The following is a 19,227-nucleotide window of genomic DNA, read 5'->3' as shown; positions in this document are numbered from 1 at the left end:
AGGGTACATGGAGAGAAATGTCACGCTGGACTTTGTCCGCGGCGTCGCCATCCTCGGTATCCTGCTTCTCAATATCAGCGCCTTCGGCTTGCCGAAGGCCGCTTACCTCAATCCGGCCTGGTCAGGAAGCGCGACCCTCAGCGATACCTGGACATGGGCGCTTCTCGACCTGCTGGCGCAGGTGAAATTTCTCACCCTGTTCGCGCTGCTGTTTGGCGCCGGTCTGCAGCTTCTGCTCCCCCGCGGAAAACGCTGGATCCAGTCGCGCCTGACCCTGCTGGCGCTGCTTGGTTTCATTCACGGTCTTTTCTTCTGGGATGGCGACATTCTGCTGGCCTACGCCCTGGTGGGGCTGGTGAGCTGGCGCATGGTGCGCGAGGCGCAGCATGTCAAATCGCTGTTCAACACTGGGGTGGTGCTCTACCTCACCGGCATTGCGGTGCTGGTCCTGCTGGGGATTATCTCGGGGACGGCCGCGAATCGCTCCTGGGTACCGGACGCGGCCAATCTGCAGTATGAGCAGTACTGGAAGCTGCACGGCGGCATGGAGGCGGTCAGCAACCGGGCGGATATGCTGTCGGACAATCTGTTGGCGCTCGGCGCGCAGTATGGCTGGCAGCTGGCGGGGATGATGCTGATAGGCGCGGCGCTGATGCGCAGCGGCTGGCTGAAAGGGCAGTTCAGCCAGCGTCACTATCGGCGCACCGGCGTGCTGCTGGTGGCGGCCGGGATGGCGGTGAATGTGCCGGCCATTGTCGCCCAGTGGTATCTGGCCTGGGACTATCGCTGGTGCGCGTTTTTACTGCAGGCGCCGCGTGAACTGAGCGCCCCGCTGCAGGCTATCGGCTATGCCTCGCTGGCCTGGGGCTACTGGCCGCAGCTCTGCCGTTTCCGCCTGGTGGGGGCTATCGCCTGCGTTGGACGCATGGCGCTGACCAACTATTTGCTGCAGACCCTGATCTGCACCACCCTGTTTTATCATCTCGGGCTGTTTATGCGCTTCGATCGTCTGCAGCTGCTGGCCTTTGTTCCCCCCATCTGGGCCGTAAACCTCCTTCTGTCATCACTCTGGCTGCGCCGCTTCCGCCAGGGGCCGGTGGAATGGCTGTGGCGTCAGTTAACCCTGCGTGCGTCAGGGACATCATTGAAAGACACATCCAGATAACGATCTCGATCACAATCATTAACAAAACGGATGTAAACGTTTCCAGCCGTGTGACCTCACTCACGTAGCGGACCGCGGGTCGCTGCCAGAATAGCCTCCTTGCTGAGCACAGGAGGTGAATGTGACGTGCTGTAATTCTCTTAAGGTCGCTGAGTATGATCACCATTCGTGATGTCGCCCGCCAGGCGGGCGTATCCGTGGCCACCGTGTCGCGGGTGCTGAACAACAGCGCGCTGGTGAGTCCGGATACGCGCGACGTCGTGATGAAAGCGGTGACCCAGCTGGGCTACCGGCCAAACGCCAATGCCCAGGCGCTGGCCACCCAGGTCAGCGATACCATCGGCGTGGTGGTGATGGACGTCTCCGATGCCTTCTTCGGCGCGCTGGTGAAAGCGGTGGATACCGTCGCCCAGCAGCATCAGAAGTATGTGCTGATCGGCAACAGCTATCACGAGGCGGAAAAAGAGCGCCACGCCATCGAGGTGCTGATCCGCCAGCGCTGCTCGGCGCTGATCGTCCATTCGAAAGCGCTCAGCGATGCTGAACTGAGCGACTTTATGCAACATATCCCGGGGATGGTGCTGATCAACCGCATCGTGCCGGGCTTTGCCCATCGCTGCGTGGGTCTCGACAACGTCAGCGGCGCGCTAATGGCTACCCGCATGCTGCTCAATCACGGCCACCAGCGCATCGGCTATCTCTCCTCAAATCACGGCATTGAAGACGACGATATGCGCCGGGAAGGGTGGAGCAAAGCGCTGCAGGAGCAGGGCATCATCGCCCCGGACAGCTGGGTCGGGTCCGGCTCCCCGGACATGCAGGGCGGCGAAGCGGCGATGGTCGAACTGCTGGGGCGGAATCTCGGCCTCACCGCCGTGTTCGCCTATAACGACAGCATGGCGGCCGGCGCGCTGACAACGCTAAAGGATAACGGCATTGTCGTGCCGCAGCATCTATCGCTGATTGGCTTTGATGATATTCCTATTTCCCGTTACACCGATCCTCAACTGACCACCGTGCGCTATCCGGTGATGTCGATGGCGAAGCTGGCCACCGAGCTGGCGCTGCTGGGGGCGGCCGGCAAGCTGGATCGCGAGGCGACGCACTGCTTTATGCCGACCCTGGTGCGCCGTCACTCCGTTGCCCAGCGGCAAACTGTGGGGCCGATCACTAACTGAAGCGGCAGCGGGATGTAACCGCTTTCAATTTGTGAGTAAATTCACAGTATATTAACATTCGCCTGATTATGATGGCAGCGTTTACCAGTCTGAACCACAAGGTGAGGGGAAATCCTCACTTTTACTATTAGGAACAAGGCGTTAAACGAGTATTAGATCCGTATTTTCCTGGAGCGTTACCCGACACGGAAGACCGAATTTTCGTCGTGAAATGCGTTGTGCGGTAACACTAATGCAACAAGTCCCGCCCGCACTTTTCACAAAAATGACCCTGCATAATAAAACCGGAGATTCCATGAATAAGAAGGTGTTTACCCTCTCTGCTGTAATGGCTGGTCTGTTATTTGGCGCCGCAGCACACGCAGCAGATACCCGTATCGGCGTGACGATTTATAAATATGACGACAACTTTATGTCGGTGGTGCGTAAGGCGATTGAAAAAGATGGCAAATCCGCGCCTGACGTCCAGCTGCTGATGAATGACTCGCAGAACGACCAGTCGAAACAAAACGATCAGATTGACGTGCTGCTGGCGAAAGGCGTGAAAGCCCTGGCGATCAACCTGGTTGACCCGGCTGCGGCGGGAACGGTCATCGAAAAAGCGCGCGGGCAGAATATTCCGGTGGTGTTCTTCAACAAAGAGCCTTCCCGTAAAGCGCTGGATAGTTATGACAAGGCTTACTACGTCGGTACCGACTCGAAAGAGTCCGGGATTATTCAGGGCGATCTGATCGCCAAGCACTGGAAAGCAAACCCGAACTGGGATCTGAATAAAGACGGCCAGATCCAGTACGTCCTGCTGAAAGGCGAACCGGGCCATCCGGATGCGGAAGCGCGTACCACCTACGTTATCAAAGAGCTGAACGATAAAGGTCTGAAGACCCAGCAGCTGCAGATGGACACCGCTATGTGGGATACCGCCCAGGCGAAAGACAAAATGGACGCCTGGCTCTCCGGCCCGAATGCGAACAAGATTGAAGTGGTGATCGCCAACAATGACGCCATGGCGATGGGTGCGGTTGAAGCGCTGAAAGCGCACAACAAGAGCAGCATTCCGGTGTTCGGCGTTGACGCCCTGCCGGAAGCCCTGGCGCTGGTGAAATCCGGCGCGATGGCCGGTACCGTGCTGAACGATGCTAACAACCAGGCGAAAGCGACCTTCGAGCTGGCGAAAAACCTTGCCGACGGAAAAGAGGCGGCGGCAGGCACCAACTGGAAAATTGACAACAAGATTGTTCGCGTCCCCTACGTGGGGGTCGATAAAGACAACCTGAGCCAGTTTACCGGCAAATAATCGTGATGTGAGTTGCGGGCGTGGGTTATCCACGCCCGATTATTCCTGATACAGAACCAGACTCCTGCTGGCGTTATTGCGCCGGACGGGGCGTGCATGAACGCAGCCAGGTATAACTATGGTCAGCAATAATAGCGAACGGTCAGGCGAATATTTGTTGGAGATGACCAACATCAACAAATCGTTTCCTGGCGTCAAGGCTCTTGATAATGTCAACCTGAAGGTTCGTCCGCACTCCATTCATGCGTTAATGGGTGAGAACGGCGCCGGAAAATCGACATTATTAAAATGCCTTTTTGGGATCTATCAAAAAGATTCCGGCAGCATTCTTTTTCAGGGAAAAGAGATCGATTTCCATTCGGCGAAAGAAGCCCTGGAAAACGGTATTTCGATGGTGCATCAGGAATTAAACCTGGTCTTACAGCGTTCGGTCATGGACAACATGTGGCTCGGCCGCTATCCCACCAAAGGCATGTTTGTCGATCAGGACAAAATGTACCGGGATACCAAGGCTATTTTTGATGAGCTGGATATTGATATCGATCCGCGCGCCCGCGTCGGGACTTTATCGGTATCTCAGATGCAGATGATTGAGATCGCGAAGGCGTTTTCCTATGACGCCAAAATCGTCATCATGGACGAGCCGACGTCATCGCTGACGGAGAAAGAGGTCAACCATCTGTTCAAGATCATCCGCAAGCTGAAAGATCGCGGCTGCGGTATCGTCTATATCTCGCACAAAATGGAAGAGATTTTCCAGCTGTGCGATGAAATTACCATCCTGCGCGACGGCCAGTGGATCGCTACCCAGCCGCTGGAAGGGCTGGATATGGACAAGATCATCGCCATGATGGTCGGGCGTTCGCTCAATCAGCGCTTCCCGGATCGTGAAAACACCCCGGGGGAAGTCATCCTCCAGGTGCGCAATCTCACCTCCCTGCGCCAGCCCTCCATTCGCGATGTCTCCTTCGACCTGCATAAGGGCGAAATTCTCGGTATCGCCGGTCTGGTGGGCGCGAAGCGTACCGACATCGTGGAGACCCTGTTCGGGATCCGTGAGAAGGCCAGCGGCACCATTACCCTGCACGGGAAGAAGATCAACAACCACAGCGCCAATGAGGCGATTAACCACGGTTTTGCGCTGGTAACCGAGGAGCGGCGCTCCACCGGAATTTACGCCTATCTGGACATCGGTTTTAACTCGCTGATCTCCAATATTAAGAAATATAAAAACAGCGTCGGCTTGCTGGATAACTCGCGGATGAAGAGCGATACCCAATGGGTGATTGACTCCATGCGCGTTAAAACCCCCGGCCAGCATACGCAGATTGGTTCGCTTTCCGGTGGTAACCAGCAAAAGGTCATTATTGGCCGCTGGCTGCTGACCCAGCCGGAGATCCTGATGCTGGACGAGCCGACGCGCGGTATCGACGTCGGTGCCAAATTCGAGATCTATCAGCTGATTGCCGAGCTGGCTAAAAAAGATAAAGGGATCATTATTATTTCTTCCGAAATGCCGGAACTGCTGGGGATTACCGACCGCATTCTGGTAATGAGCAACGGCCTGGTCGCGGGCATTGTTGAGACTAAAACCACCACGCAAAACGAAATACTGCGTCTTGCGTCATTGCACCTTTAAGATCAGGGGCTTCACATGAGTGCGTTAAATAAAAAGAGTTTTCTCACTTACCTGAAAGAGGGTGGGATATATGTCGTCCTTCTGGTCCTGTTGGCCATTATTATTTTCCAGGATCCGACATTTTTAAGTCTGCTCAACCTGAGTAATATTCTGACCCAGTCCTCGGTGCGTATTATTATTGCCCTCGGCGTGGCCGGGCTTATCGTCACGCAGGGCACGGACCTCTCCGCCGGCCGTCAGGTGGGACTGGCGGCGGTGATTGCCGCGACCATGCTGCAGGCGGTGGATAATGCCAACAAGGTGTTCCCGGATATGGCGACCATGCCGATCCCACTGGTCATCCTGCTGGTATGCGCCATCGGGGCGGTCATCGGCCTGATTAACGGGATCGTCATTGCCTATCTGAACGTGACGCCGTTTATTACCACCCTCGGGACCATGATCATCGTCTACGGCATCAACTCGCTGTACTACGATTTCGTGGGCGCGTCGCCGATCTCCGGCTTCGACAGTCACTTCTCCCATTTCGCGCAGGGGTTTGTGGCGCTGGGCTCGTTCCGCCTGTCCTATATCACCTTCTACGCGCTGATTGCCGTCTTCTTTGTCTGGATCCTGTGGAACAAGACGCGCTTTGGCAAAAACATTTTCGCTATCGGCGGTAACCCGGAAGCGGCGAAAGTCTCCGGGGTTAACGTGGCGTTGAACCTGCTGATGATCTATGCCCTCTCCGGGGTGTTCTACGCCTTCGGCGGCCTGCTGGAAGCCGGTCGTATCGGCTCGGCGACCAATAACCTCGGCTTTATGTACGAACTGGACGCCATCGCCGCCTGCGTGGTGGGCGGTGTATCGTTCAGCGGCGGGGTAGGGACCGTATTCGGCGTGGTGACAGGGGTAATTATCTTCACCGTGATCAACTACGGCCTGACCTACATTGGCGTCAACCCTTACTGGCAGTACATCATTAAGGGGGCGATCATTATCTTCGCCGTGGCGCTGGATTCCCTGAAATACGCCCGTAAGAAGTAATTTATGCCTGAGTAAAAACCCGCGCCTGGCGCGGGTTTTTTTATACCTGAAACGGATGCGATGATGGAGGCTACTTTTCTTTCTGCAGCTCCAGCAGCTGCTCCGGCGTGACCGCCGGGTAGGACTGGGCGTCATCCGGCACGTCGTGCTGCTGCGCCGGAATCGGGATTAAAGGGCCAAGGAAGCGCGGTTCCCGTTTGAAAATGTAGAGGTCCGCCAGCGCGCCGAAGCGGGCGCCGAATTCGCGCAGCCGCACGCTCCACATATCCTTCGGCGACGGCACCGCGTAGCACTGGGCCTGGATCCCCATATGCAGGGCGATAAACAGCGCCCGTTCGCAGTGGAAGCGCTGGGTGATGATAATGAAGTCGTTGGTGTCGAACACTTTGCGGGTGCGGACGATCGAGTCAAGCGTGCGGAAACCGGCATAGTCCAGCACGATATCCGCCGGATCGACGCCGCCTTTAATCAGGTCTCGGCGCATGGTCATCGGTTCATTGTAGCTTTGCAGAGCATTATCGCCGCTCAGCAGCAGATAGTTGACCTTGCCGCTGTTGTAGGCGTTCAGCGCGCCCTGGATGCGGTAGCGGTAATACTGATTGATGACGCCGGTGCGGTAGTATTTAGCGGTGCCCAGCACCACGCCGACCTGGCGGTAGGGGAGGTCCTGCAGCTCGTCATAGATATAGGGCGCGGTTTTCCAGCTCATCCAACGGTCAAGACCCAGCACGGTCAACAGCAGCAGGCCGAGCAGGACTAACAGGCTGTAGAACACACGCTTTAACATGAACTTGGCTCAATAATAGACAACGGAGTCTTCAGGCTACTTTACCCGCCGGGTAAGCGCAAGAAACCCGCGTTTGATTGCGGGGATTTTCAGCAATATAGACAGATCGCCGAACGCAGGCCGGGTAAGGCGTGAGCCGACACCCGGCATAGGGGTCTTCAGCTCGCCATGGCGCGAACCGTAGGTCGGGTAAGCGTAGCGCCACCCGACACCTAAGGGTATAAAAGGTAGGCCGGATAAGCCGAAGACGCCATCCGGCCGTCTGCGCAGGCGGATTAACCTAACAGCACGCGCTCGATATTGTGGCAGCCCAGCGCCTTCAGGGTGGCGACGGTGGCGTCCCACTGAATCAGCGCCGCATCGGCTTTCTCCGCCAGGATCGCCCGCTGGATGTCCGGATAATCATAGCCGTTGAGGCTGAGAAGATTCAGCGCCCCCTGCAGCGGCGGCAGCGTCGGGTTGAACGCCGCGTTTTCCGCATAGCTGCCGCTGAAAAGGGTGCCATCTTTCAGCTCCAGCGCCACGCCGGAAGGCGAATGGCTGTACGGCGCATGGCAGCGGTTAGCGGCCTCAATCGCCGCCTGCGTCAGGGCATCGCCGCTGACCGGGAAGCCGTGGTCCTGGTGGTCCATCAGCAGGGTTTTGATCTCCAGGTCTTTCGGGCCGAAGGCATCCGGCAGATAGTGCTGCAGAGAGTGGGCTTCGCGACCGGGCAGATGAATGCGCAGCGCCAGTCCGCTGTTCAGTTCGTTCATAAACTGACGGCAATGGCCGCACGGCGTGTAGTTCACCGTGATAGCGCGCAGGGAGGTTTCACCGCGCAGCCAGGCGTGGCTGATGGCGCTCTGCTCCGCATGGACGGTCTGCTGCATGGTGGCGCCGAGAAACTCCATGTTGCCGCCAAAGTACCAGCGGCCGCTGACGCCGCGGGCGATAGCCCCGACGTTAAAGTGAGAAAGGTCGGCGCGCGCGCAGGCGGCGGCCAGCGGCAGTAGCGCAAAGGCCAGCGCGTCTTCGTCCAGACCTGTCGCCTGTTGCAGCGTCGCCACCTGATCGGCTTCGAGCAGCGCCGGGAAGTGCGGGTCGGCGAGCATCGGGGAGATGGCCGCCTGCAGGTCTGCTGCCAGAGTCGTCAAAGCAGCTTGAAAACGTGAGTGCATAGCGTTGCCTCATAACAGTGTAATGGGGAACCAGTGTACGGGCGTCAAGGGGTTTCAAATGTGATTTACATCCCATTGCTAATGCAACTTTTCATTGTTGCATTAATAAATGTGACTTGAATCACAATTTATCCCACCACCGCGAGGATCAGTGGGAATAAAAATGGCGCCATCAACGAGGTGATGATCCCGCACAGCACCAGCGCCAGCGAGCTGAACGCTCCTTCCTGATAGTCCAGTTCCGCACAGCGGGCGGTACCGAGGGCGTGCGAGGCGGTGCCCATCGACAGGCCACGCGATGCTTTGGTGCGAATACGCATCAGGTTGAGCAGCGTATGGCCGAATACCGCGCCAAGGATACCGACAAAAATCACGCACACGGCGCTGATGGCCGGGATGCCGCCGATACTGCCGCTCACCGCCATCGCAATCGGCGTGGTCACCGATTTGGGCAGAACAGAGGCGGCGATTTGCGGCGTGGCGCCCATCAGCAGGGCCACGGTGGTACCGGTGATCATCGCCACGCAGCTGCCGATAAAGCAGATGGTGATGATCGATTTCCAGCGCGCGCGGATCTGGTGCAGCTGTTCATATAGCGGGAAGGCCAGCGCGACCACCGCCGGCTGCAGCAGATCGTTCAGGATCTTGCTGCCGGCAAAATAACGTTCATAGGAGATCCCGGTCAGCAGCAGAAAGGGAATGATCACCACCATCGCCACCAGCAGCGGGTTGAGCAGCGGGAATTTGAAGCGGGCCGCCAGTTTGCGAGCGAGGAAAAAGACGATCAGGGTAAGCGGTAGCGACCACCAGATTTCATGCATCATTTTTCTTTTCCTTTTGCCCAATCACTTTACGTTCGCCATGCACCAGATGGGAACTCCAGCTCACCACCACAAACACCACCAGCGTGCTGATGGCGCAGGAGATAACGACAGGCCCAAGCTGGGCGCGTAGCAGATCCCAGTACTGCATCACGCCGACGCCGATCGGCACGAACAGGAGCGCCATATAGCGGATCAGGATATTGCAGCCGGGGTTGACCCACTGCGGCGGCATAATTTGCAGCGCCAGCAGCACGAAGAGGATCAGCATGCCGATGATGCTGCCGGGGATGGTGATGGGCAGCAGCCCGGCGATAAATATTCCGGCGTACAAGCAGGCGTAAATCAGGACGAAAGCCCGCAGGTACTGCCAGATAATAGTCAGCGATTTACTCATGGTAATAACCCTTGATGAAGTGCATTCATCATACAATTAATCCCTAAAATGTGCTACCGATCACATCATGAATTCTATGCATAGCGCTGATAGCTTACGGGAACCATCGTCTCGCCCGTCAGAGTCCGAAGCCTTGCGGCTTAGACGGTTTCTCTCCCCACGCTACCTTGCTGGACGAGGCGCGGCAAATAAAGGTAAATGAGACGCCACAGGCCCCTGTAAAGCATAGAGATTATCTCGCCGTTTTGCCGCCTCGGGCGTCCGGGGACCGGAGTGCGCCGGGTCGGACGCATTGAGCGCTTTCAACCAACGCCCGGAGGCGCTACCATAGCGCCTCTTTTTTTTCCGGGTAACGATATGCGTGTACTACTGGCGCCGATGGAAGGCGTGCTCGATTCGCTGGTGCGCGAGCTGCTGACCGAGGTTAACGATTACGATCTGTGCATCACCGAATTTCTGCGCGTGGTGGACCAACTGCTGCCGGTCAAATCGTTCTACAGGCTGTGCCCGGAACTGCATCATCAAAGCCGTACCCCGTCCGGTACCCGCGTGCGCGTCCAGCTGCTGGGACAATATCCCGAGTGGCTGGCGGAAAACGCCGCCCGCGCGGTGGCGCTGGGTTCGTGGGGCGTTGATTTAAACTGCGGCTGTCCGTCGAAGCTGGTGAACGGCAGCGGCGGTGGGGCGACGCTACTGAAAGATCCAGAGCTGATCTATCGCGGCGCCAAAGCCATGCGCGAAGCGGTCCCTGCGGATTTACCGGTGACCGTCAAGGTGCGTCTCGGCTGGGATAGCGGCGAAAGGCGCTTTGAAATCGCCGACGCGGTGCAGCAGGCAGGGGCCAGCGAGCTGGTGGTCCATGGCCGCACCAAAGAAGATGGCTACAAAGCAGAGCGCATCAACTGGCAGGCCATCGGCGAGATCCGCCAGCGTCTGACTATTCCGGTGGTCGCCAACGGCGAGATCTGGGACTGGCAAAGCGCGCAGGACTGTATGGCCGTCACCGGCTGCGATTCGGTGATGATTGGCCGCGGGGCGCTCAACGTGCCGAACCTCAGCCGGGTGATCAAATACAACGAACCGCGCATGCCGTGGCCGCAGGTGGTTCAGCTGTTGCAAAAATATACCCGTCTGGAAAAGCAGGGCGATACCGGCCTGTATCATGTGGCGAGAATTAAGCAGTGGCTGGGCTATTTACGCAAGGAATATACCGAGGCGCTGACGCTGTTTAATGAAATTCGCGCCCTGCAAACCTCTGCTGAAATAGCGGCGGCGATCGCCCGCTATTAAGCGCCATATTGTTATTCGCTTCACATATTATTACTTGCATGCCTATTGATGATAGGCATGTGTTGAATAAAGTGATAATGTGCCGTCAATCAATTCAGGATTGCTACTGAACACAGGCAAAACCTAAGCACTTCCGTCATGCGTGGCGGCAAGTGCTTAGGTTTTTTTTTGGCAAAAATTTAACGGTGGGTAAATGATGACGTAAAACAAGCGGTTGTAATTAATCTTTTCTCTGGCTCGGTCGCGGTTTTATTACCGAAGGACGCCCCTTGCCATTCATTTTTTAAAAAAGAAAACAGGTAAATAAATAGCCTGGGGATCCCCTTTGTTTTTATTCAGTCACGGTGGAGATCACAATGTATAACAAAAAAATAAATCAGCTTTTTATCGGCGCGGCGCTGGCGACTATGGCGCCCGCCGTGAACGCGGCGCAAACCCCGGCGTGGAACGGCAGCGTGCTGGGGTTTGAAGCCGGACAACCAGGGCTGCTGGGCGATATGCTGGGCATTCGTCCCATCCTTGAAGAGAACGGCTTTCATTATAATCTTGGCTATCTTAACGAGATGGCCTACAACGCCGGCGGCGGCTATAACCATGATAAACATCTGGCCTATATTGACCAGGTGTCATTGACCTTTACCCAGGATCTGGAGCGCTGGACCGGCATACCGGACGCGCGGCTTGAGGGTAATATCGTCAACCGCAACCATGATGATAACCTCACCACGAAACGGCTGCAGGATCCGCGGGTCAGCTTTAACGATCTGTCGCAGGAGAGCTGGGGCGGCGGGTCGATCACCCGTCTCGGCTGGCTGACCTTCGCCCGCAGCTTTGACGACCGTCGCCTGACCTGGCGTATCGGCATGATGAACAAGGTGCAAACCTTCGACCAAATCATTCCCTGCGATTTCCAGCTGCTGACCCAGTGCGGCGGCAAATCGGCCAACTCGCTGACGTGGAATAACTGGAATATCCACACCTGGGGCACCACCCTCGAGTACAAGCTGACGCCGACGGTCACCCTCAAAGGCGGGGTGATGGAGCAGAACCCGCAGGCCGCCTCGCGCAGCCACGCCTGGAGCTGGTCGACGAAGGGCAGCAAAGGCATTTTACTGCCAATGGAGATCGAAACCCGCCCGCTGATTAATGGCCTTCCGGGGGCCTATAACCTCGGTGTGGTCTGGACTAACGCGCCGCAAAGCGACCTCTATAGCGGCAAATCTGGCGGCGCCGGGGCGACGGACCCGCAAGGCTACGCCGAGCACGACAGCACCTGGTTTATGTACGCTGGCCTGAACCAGCAGATTACCCGCCATGCCGACGATCCGCTGCGGGGAATGAGCGTCTCGCTGAGCGGCAGCCTCAGCGACCAGCGCAGCAACTATATCCACTCCGCCGTCGCCGCCTCACTGCGCTACCGCGGGCTGTTTGACGCCCGTCCGGAGGACTGGATCGGCTTCGGCCTGACGTGGATCGACATGAGCAGCCACTACGCGCGCAATCAGCGCTATATGAACCAGCTCAGCGGCGCCACCGACTATAACGATCCGGCCTGGCTGCCGGTGGTAGGCCACTCGCTGAATGGCGAACTCTATTATCGCTTCCGCCCGGTCTCCTGGCTGGAGCTGCAACCGGGCCTGCAGTACTGGCACCGTCCGGGCGGCGTTGCGCAGACCCAGGACGCGTGGGTGGTGGAGTGGAAAACCGTCGTGACCTTCTGATAGTCGCGATCTTTATCACGTTTTTTCACTTGTCAGGTTGAGCGCGCAGCAGAAGTTGTTACAGTGCTGCCGTTGGATTGCAACTGCTGCGGCAGGCAAAACCTGATTACCTGGCGTTTCGTCGGGGGTCAGGTTTTTTTGTTTCTGGGGTCAATATGCAAATCGCCAAAGTACTCAATAACAATGTGGTGGTGGTTCTTGACGATCACCAGCGCGAACAGGTGGTGATGGGGCGAGGGCTGGCCTTTCAGAAACGCCCGGGCGACGCGCTGGACGACAGCAAAATTGAAAAAGTCTTCGCCTTACAAAGCGATGAACTGGTAGGCCGTCTGGGTGAGTTACTCAGTCAGATTCCGTTAGAAGTGATGACTACCTGCGATCGCATTATCGACCTGGCACGCGGGCGGTTGGGCAAGTTACAGGAAAGTTTGTACATCACGTTAACGGATCACTGTCACTTTGCTATCGAGCGGCAAAAAAAGGGCATCGCGCTGCGTAACGTACTGCTGTGGGAGATCAAGCGGCTCTATCCGAAGGAGTTCGCGCTGGGCCAGGAGGCAAGGGCCATCATTGCCAAAAGGCTCGGCGTGGCGCTGGCGGAGGATGAAGCCGGATTTATCGCCCTGCATCTGGTGACGGCGCAGCTCAACAGCGAAATGCCGGAGGTCATGCACGTGACCCGGGTGATGCAGGAGATCCTGCAGCTGGTGAAGTATCAGCTGCAGCTGAACTACGACGAGGAGTCGCTGAGCTATCAGCGTTTCGTCACCCACCTGAAGTTTTTCGCTCAGCGGATGCTGACCCGCACGGTGGTGGAAGATGACGACGTCTCGCTGCACAGCGCGGTGAAAGACAACTACGCCAAAGCGTGGAAGTGTGCGGAAACGGTGGCGACGCATCTGCAAAAGCAGTATCAGCGGGCGCTGACCACCGAAGAAATTATGTTTCTTGCCATTCATATTGAACGGGTAAGAAAAGAGGGACGCTAAGTCTCCCGACAAACTGGATTGTTACTGCATGATGCAGGCAAAACCTGAGCGCGACGCCTACCGGCGTGGTTCTCGGGTTTTTTTTATTTTTACTACTCAGTCGCCGGTTGTCTGCGGGCAGCGGCAGTAAGGAAAAGAGCATGGAATATAAAGCACTCGCGCAGGATATTCTCAACCGCGTCGGCGGCAAAGAGAACATTGTGAGTCTGGTTCACTGTGCGACACGTCTGCGTTTTAAACTGAAAGATAACGGCAATGCCGATGCCGAAGGGCTGAAGGCGAATCCGGGCGTCATTATGGTGGTGGAGAGCGGCGGCCAGTTTCAGGTGGTGATTGGCAACCACGTCCACGACGTCTGGCAGGCGGTGCGCCAGGAGGCTGGGCTGAGCGATGACAGCGAGCCGACGGCGGAAAGCGTTGAAAAAGGGTCGCTGCTGGGGCAGATCATCGATGTCGTGTCGGGGATATTCACGCCGTTTATCGGCGTGCTGGCAGCCTCTGGTATCCTCAAAGGAATGCTGGCGCTGGCGGTCGTCTGCGGTTGGCTGACCCCGCAACAGGGAACCTATAAAATCTGGTTTGCCGCCAGCGACGCGCTGTTCTTTTTCTTCCCGCTGTTTCTCGGTTACACCGCCGGTAAAAAATTTGGCGGTAACCCGTTTGTTTCAATGGTGATCGGTGGAGCGTTAACCCACCCGCTGATGATTCAGGCCTTTGAGGCCAGCCAGGCGCCGGGCGCGGCGGTGGAGCACTTTCTCGGCATCCCGGTGACCTTTATCAATTACAGCTCATCGGTGATCCCGATTATTCTCGCTTCATGGGTCTGCTGCTGGCTGGAGCGCAAGAGCAACGCGCTGCTGCCGTCATCGATGAAAAACTTTTTTACCCCGGCGATTTGTCTCGCCGTTGTGGTTCCGCTGACGTTTCTGCTGATTGGTCCTCTGGCGACCTGGCTCAGTCATCTGTTGGCCCAGGGGTATCAGATTATCTACGCGGTGGCGCCGTGGCTGGCGGGAGCGGCGATGGGCGCGCTGTGGCAGGTTTGTGTGATCTTCGGCCTGCATTGGGGGCTGATTCCGCTGATGATTAACAATCTGACGGTGCTTGGCCATGATTCCATGCTGCCCATGCTGTTGCCGGCCGTGATGGGACAGGTCGGCGCGGTGCTGGGTATTTTGCTGAAAACCCGCGACGCCCGCCAGAAAGTGCTGGCCGGCTCTGCGTTTTCAGCGGGCATCTTCGGCATTACCGAGCCGGCTATCTATGGCTTAACATTGCCGCTGCGCCGGCCATTTATCTTCGGCTGCGTGGCGGGCGCCATTGGCGGCGCGATTGTGGGCTTCAGCAACGCTCACGTCTATTCATTCGGCTTCGGGAACATTTTTACTGTCGCACAAATGATCCCGCCCCAAGGGCTTGATAGCACCGTTTGGGGCGGCGTAGTGGGTATCTTCGCGGCGTTGATTATCTCCTGTGGTTTAACTTTCTTCGCCGGCCTGCCGCGCGCCAGCGCCGCGCCGGGCGCCGTGGCGGTAGCGCCGGTCTCGGCAAATGACATCCTGGCGCCGATGAGCGGCAGCGTCATCGCCCTCGATCAGGTGCCGGACAGCACCTTCGCCAGCGGCCTGCTGGGGAGAGGAGTCGCCATTATCCCGGCGGTGGGAAAAGTCATTGCCCCATTCCCGGGCGAAGTGGCTTCCCTGTTTCAGACTAAACACGCCATCGGCCTGCAGAGCGACAGCGGCATCGAGCTGCTGATCCACGTTGGCATCGACACGGTCAAACTCGACGGCGTGCCGTTTACCGCGCATGTGAAAGAGGGCGACAGGGTACAGGCCGGCGATCTGCTGATTGAGTTCGATCGTCAGGCGATTCTGGACGCCGGTTACGACCTGGCGACCCCGATTATTATCAGCAACAGCGATGACTATCGTGAGATCGACACGGTGGCGCCCAGCGCCGTCGAAGCCGGTCAGCCGTTGTTGTCAGTCAGCCATTAATCACAGGAGAGAGAGATGAAAACATTCCCGACAGATTTTTTATGGGGCGGCGCGACCGCGGCGAATCAGGTGGAAGGGGCGTACCTGGAAGATGGCAAAGGGTTATCCACCTCCGATGTGCAGCCGCACGGCGTCTTCGGCGAAGTGGTCGAGCGCGTACCCGGCGACAGCGGCATAAAGGATGTGGCGATCGATTTTTACCATCGCTACCCGGAAGATATCGCCCTGTTCGCTGAGATGGGCTTTAACTGCCTGCGGGTCTCCATCGCCTGGACGCGAATTTACCCCAACGGCGACGACGCCGAGCCGAACGAAGCCGGACTCGCCTTCTACGACAAATTGTTCGACGAGATGGCGAAGCACAACATCACTCCGCTGGTGACGCTGTCGCATTATGAAATGCCATGGGCGCTGGTGAAAAATTACGGCGGCTGGGGCAGCCGGCAGGTGATTGGCTTCTTTGAGCGCTACGCCCGGACGGTGTTCAGCCGTTATAAAAACAAAGTCAAACTGTGGCTGACCTTTAACGAAATCAATATGTCGCTGCATGCCCCGCTGACCGGCGTCGGCCTGCCGGCCGGCAGCAGCAATGGCGAGGTGTATCAGGCCATTCATCACCAGCTGGTGGCCAGCGCTCTGGCGGTCAAAGCCTGTCATGAGCTGGTGCCCGAGGGCAAAATCGGCAATATGCTGCTCGGCGGGCTGATGTATCCCCTGAGCTGCAAACCGGAAGATGTGTTTGAGACGCTGCAGGAGAACCGCAGCTGGCAGTTCTTCGGCGACGTGCAGGCGCGCGGGGCGTACCCGGGCTATATGCAGCGCTTTTTCCGCGACAACGGCATCACGCTCGACATCACCGAGGCCGATCGCGAAACGCTGAAAACCACCGTCGATTTTATCTCCTTCAGCTACTACATGACCGGGTGCGTCACCGCCGATGAGGCGCTGAACCAGCAGGCGCGCGGCAATATACTTAGCATGGTGCCGAACCCGCACCTGGCGAGCTCGGAGTGGGGCTGGCAGATAGACCCCCTCGGCCTGCGTACGCTGCTGAACGTGCTGTGGGATCGCTATCAGAAGCCGCTGTTTATCGTGGAAAACGGTCTGGGCGCCAAAGATAAGGTGGAAGCCGACGGCAGCATTAATGATGACTACCGCATCAGCTACCTGAACGACCACCTGGTGCAGGCGCGGGAAGCCATTGACGATGGCGTTGAGCTGATGGGCTTTACCAGCTGGGGGCCGATTGACCTGGTGAGCGCCTCGAAGGCGGAGCTGTCGAAGCGCTACGGCTTTATCTATGTTGACCGCCATGATGACGGCACCGGCACCCTGGCACGCAGTAAGAAGAAGAGCTTTGACTGGTATAAAGAGGTGATTGCCAGCCGCGGCGCCAGCCTGAAAGCGTAATGCTTCCCCGCCCGGCCATCGCCGGGCGAGGGATCAGCCCGGTTTACGCGCGCGCAGTAAAAAGATCATCGGACGCTCTTTCTCTTCATCCAGGGCAGGCTGTTGAGCAATCTGTTCGGCGCTCGGACCCCACTCATCCAGCTGCTCCAGCACAAAACCAGCGGCGATAAGCGCGTTTACCCAGCTTGAGAGTTTGCGGTGCTGTTTAATGACGCCCTCGGCAAACCAGTTGCTTACGCGCTCGCCCTCCTGCTGATAGTGGCTGACCGGCCAGCTTTTTTGCCCCTGCTCATTTACCTGCCATCCCTGCTGCAGCGGCGCGGTATAGATGGGATGTTCCGCGGAAAAGACCAGGATGCCGCCAGGGACCAGCGCCTGCTGCAGGACGGTGAAGAGCGGGGCGATGTCTGGTAAGTAATGGAGCGCCAGTGAGCTGTAAACCAGATCGCAGCTGTTGGCGGGCAACGTCAGGGTTTGCAGATCGGCGCAGCGGTAGTCAATCTCATCCCCGCGGGTCATCTCTCGCGCCTGCGCCAGCATACGTCGGGAGATATCAAAACCAATTATCTGGCTGGCTCCCTGCTGCTGCGCCCAGCGGCAAAACCAGCCGTAGCCACAACCGAGATCCACCACCCGCAAACCGGTTACTGGCGGCAGCATTGCCTGCAGCGATGGCCACTCTGGTGCACCCTCCAGTCCCTTCACCGAGCGATCGAGGGTCGCATAGCCGGCAAAGAACTGCGGGTCGTCATAAATATTCTGACTCATATTCATCCCTTGAATTGATAAGGTTGTTTATTTTTAGCTAACTAATAATTTAGTCACACGCTTTACTAAACGCGTTTAATTCAATTAATTTATGATAACCAACCTGATTATGTTATCTGACCTGTTAAATGAAATTGATATTAAAAAATAGCGTGCTGGCGGCGTTGCCCCTGGCCATCGCGCTGGCTGGCTGCGCGCCTTCTCATGAGGTCGCTAATCCGCCGCAGCAGCAAATTCCGGCTTCCCACGTTTCCATGGATCTTCCCGCCGCCGTCAAAAATGGCTGGCCACACACCGACTGGTGGAAAGACTACCACGATGCCCAACTGGATAATCTGATTCAGCGCGCACTCGCCAACGCGCCGGACATGCAGATTGCCGAACAGCGCATCAGGCTTGCTGAAGCGCAGGCGCGAATGTCGCAGGCGAATCTTGGCCCGGAGATGGATTTCTCCGCCGATATCGAACGGCAGAAAATGTCCGCTGAAGGCCTGATGGGGCCGTTCGCCACCGATACCGACGGCAATACCGGCCCGTGGTACACCAATGGCACCTTCGGCCTGACTGCCGGCTGGGATCTCGATCTGTGGGGCAAAAACCGCGCGCAGGTGAAAGCGCGCATCGGCGAGCTGAAAGCCCAGGTGGCCGAGCAGGCCCAGACCCGCGAGCTGCTCTCCGGCAGCGTGGCGCGCCTGTACTGGCAGTGGCAGACGGAAGCGGCGATCAAAGCGGTGCTGCAGCAGGTGAAAAACGAGCAAAATAATATCGTGACGGTCGACAAGGCCCTGTATCAGCGCGGGATCACCAACTCCGCCGAAGGGGCGGAGAACGATATTAACGTCAGCAAAACCGACCAGCAGCTGGCGGACGTGGCGGGCACGATGAAAGAGATTGAAGCGCGGCTGATGGCCCTGACCAACAGCCAGAGCCAGTCGCTAAACCTCAAACCCGCCAGCCTGCCGACGGTCAGCGCGCAGCTGCCGGATACCCTCGGCTATGAGCTGCTGGCGCGCCGCCCGGATCTGCAGGTCGCTCACTGGTATATCGAGGCGTCGCTGAGCGAAGTGGACGCGGCGAAGGCGGCGTTTTATCCGGACATCAACCTGATGGCTTTCCTGCAGCAGGATGCCCTGCACTTAAGCGATCTTTTCCGCCATTCGGCGCAGCAGATGGGCGTCACCGCCGGACTGACGCTGCCGATCTTCGACAGCGGTCGTCTCAATGCTAATCTGGATATCGCCAGCGCGCAGAACAGCCTGTCCATCGCCCAATACAACAAAGCGGTGGTGGACGCCGTCAACCAGGTGGCGAAAACCGCCAGCCAGGTTGAGACGCTGATGGCCAAAAGCCAACAGCAGCAGCAGGTTGAAAAAGACGCCCAGCGGGTGGTGGATCTGGCGCAGGCCCGAATGGCGGCGGGGATCCTGCCCGGCTCCAGGGTGAGCCTGGCGAAACTCCCGGCGCTGCAGGAGCGTATCACCGCCTTGCGCCTGCACGGCCAGTGGATTGACGCCAGCATTCAGCTGACCTCGGCCCTTGGCGGCGGCTACCATCAGACGGTGAAGTAACCGCCAACCACGGT

15 protein-coding genes and 1 pseudogene are annotated in these 19,227 nt (G+C 57.7%); 11 read left to right on the top strand and 5 right to left on the bottom strand.

The window, feature by feature from the left end:
- Window positions 1-7 precede the first annotated feature (7 nt).
- The 5 genes from yeiB (at window position 8) to mglC (ending at window position 6,302) form a co-directional block, all read left to right on the top strand.
- Window positions 8-1,165: a DUF418 domain-containing protein YeiB gene (gene yeiB / locus CE636_RS07270; RefSeq protein WP_017899326.1), complete on the top strand. Its 1,158-nt coding sequence runs from the start codon at window positions 8-10 to the stop codon at window positions 1,163-1,165.
- Window positions 1,166-1,320: 155 nt separating this feature from the next.
- Complete coding sequence (galS, locus tag CE636_RS07265; protein WP_017899327.1) at window positions 1,321-2,343, top strand: HTH-type transcriptional regulator GalS; 1,023 nt, start codon at window positions 1,321-1,323, stop codon at window positions 2,341-2,343.
- Between the two features lie 295 nt (window positions 2,344-2,638).
- Window positions 2,639-3,637, top strand: a complete 999-nt coding sequence (mglB, locus tag CE636_RS07260) for a galactose/glucose ABC transporter substrate-binding protein MglB (protein WP_004201626.1) — start codon at window positions 2,639-2,641, stop codon at window positions 3,635-3,637.
- 118 nt (window positions 3,638-3,755) lie between these two features.
- Entirely contained in the window at window positions 3,756-5,276 is a 1,521-nt protein-coding gene (gene mglA, locus CE636_RS07255; RefSeq protein WP_004201625.1) for a galactose/methyl galactoside ABC transporter ATP-binding protein MglA, read from the top strand.
- A gap of 15 nt (window positions 5,277-5,291) precedes the next feature.
- Window positions 5,292-6,302, top strand: a complete 1,011-nt coding sequence (gene mglC, locus CE636_RS07250; protein WP_002912871.1) for a galactose/methyl galactoside ABC transporter permease MglC — start codon at window positions 5,292-5,294, stop codon at window positions 6,300-6,302.
- A gap of 70 nt (window positions 6,303-6,372) precedes the next feature.
- On the opposite strand, the gene sanA is transcribed toward mglC, so the two are convergent.
- From sanA to CE636_RS07230, 4 genes are all read right to left on the bottom strand, one after another.
- Window positions 6,373-7,089 (bottom strand): outer membrane permeability protein SanA, encoded by a 717-nt coding sequence (gene sanA, locus CE636_RS07245; RefSeq protein WP_004201624.1) that lies wholly within the window; start codon window positions 7,087-7,089, stop codon window positions 6,373-6,375.
- A gap of 275 nt (window positions 7,090-7,364) precedes the next feature.
- The gene (cdd, locus tag CE636_RS07240) at window positions 7,365-8,249 is read right to left on the bottom strand and encodes a cytidine deaminase (RefSeq protein WP_017899328.1); all 885 of its coding nucleotides are present in this window, start codon (window positions 8,247-8,249) and stop codon (window positions 7,365-7,367) included.
- A 128-nt stretch (window positions 8,250-8,377) separates the two neighbouring features.
- Window positions 8,378-9,073 carry a CidB/LrgB family autolysis modulator gene (locus tag CE636_RS07235; protein WP_004201621.1) on the bottom strand — a complete coding sequence of 232 codons (696 nt, stop codon included), beginning with the start codon at window positions 9,071-9,073 and terminating at the stop codon, window positions 8,378-8,380.
- A complete protein-coding gene (locus CE636_RS07230) occupies window positions 9,063-9,467 on the bottom strand; it encodes a CidA/LrgA family protein (protein ID WP_004201620.1) in 405 nt (134 codons plus the stop codon). The genes CE636_RS07235 and CE636_RS07230 overlap by 11 nt, the downstream gene beginning before the upstream one ends.
- 357 nt (window positions 9,468-9,824) lie before the next feature.
- On the opposite strand from CE636_RS07230, the gene dusC reads away from it, so the two are divergent.
- From dusC to CE636_RS07205, 5 genes and pseudogenes are all read left to right on the top strand, one after another.
- Window positions 9,825-10,757 carry a tRNA dihydrouridine(16) synthase DusC gene (gene dusC / locus CE636_RS07225; RefSeq protein WP_004201619.1) on the top strand — a complete coding sequence of 311 codons (933 nt, stop codon included), beginning with the start codon at window positions 9,825-9,827 and terminating at the stop codon, window positions 10,755-10,757.
- Between the two features lie 356 nt (window positions 10,758-11,113).
- Window positions 11,114-12,478, top strand: coding sequence for a carbohydrate porin (locus CE636_RS07220; RefSeq protein WP_017899329.1), 1,365 nt, complete (start codon window positions 11,114-11,116; stop codon window positions 12,476-12,478).
- 155 nt (window positions 12,479-12,633) lie between these two features.
- On the top strand, window positions 12,634-13,467 hold the full coding sequence (bglG, locus tag CE636_RS07215; protein ID WP_004201616.1) for a transcriptional antiterminator BglG: 834 nt from the start codon (window positions 12,634-12,636) through the stop codon (window positions 13,465-13,467).
- A 28-nt stretch (window positions 13,468-13,495) separates the two neighbouring features.
- Window positions 13,496-15,467, top strand: a pseudogene (gene bglF, locus CE636_RS07210) (PTS beta-glucoside transporter subunit IIABC).
- Window positions 15,468-15,482: 15 nt separating this feature from the next.
- The gene (locus tag CE636_RS07205) at window positions 15,483-16,877 is read left to right on the top strand and encodes a glycoside hydrolase family 1 protein (protein WP_017899331.1); all 1,395 of its coding nucleotides are present in this window, start codon (window positions 15,483-15,485) and stop codon (window positions 16,875-16,877) included.
- Between the two features lie 33 nt (window positions 16,878-16,910).
- Here the strand turns inward: CE636_RS07205 and CE636_RS07200 are convergent, their stop codons facing one another.
- Window positions 16,911-17,645 carry a class I SAM-dependent methyltransferase gene (locus CE636_RS07200; protein WP_017899332.1) on the bottom strand — a complete coding sequence of 245 codons (735 nt, stop codon included), beginning with the start codon at window positions 17,643-17,645 and terminating at the stop codon, window positions 16,911-16,913.
- Window positions 17,646-17,773: 128 nt separating this feature from the next.
- Between CE636_RS07200 and mdtQ the strand changes: the two genes are divergently transcribed.
- On the top strand, window positions 17,774-19,213 hold the full coding sequence (gene mdtQ / locus CE636_RS07195) for a multidrug resistance outer membrane protein MdtQ (RefSeq protein WP_017899333.1): 1,440 nt from the start codon (window positions 17,774-17,776) through the stop codon (window positions 19,211-19,213).
- The last annotated feature ends 14 nt before the right edge of the window (window positions 19,214-19,227 follow it).

The sequence above is a fragment of the Klebsiella sp. LY genome, assembly GCF_004010915.1.
GTDB lineage: Bacteria > Pseudomonadota > Gammaproteobacteria > Enterobacterales > Enterobacteriaceae > Klebsiella > Klebsiella quasipneumoniae.
This window is presented reverse-complemented; position numbering and strand designations above follow the sequence as displayed.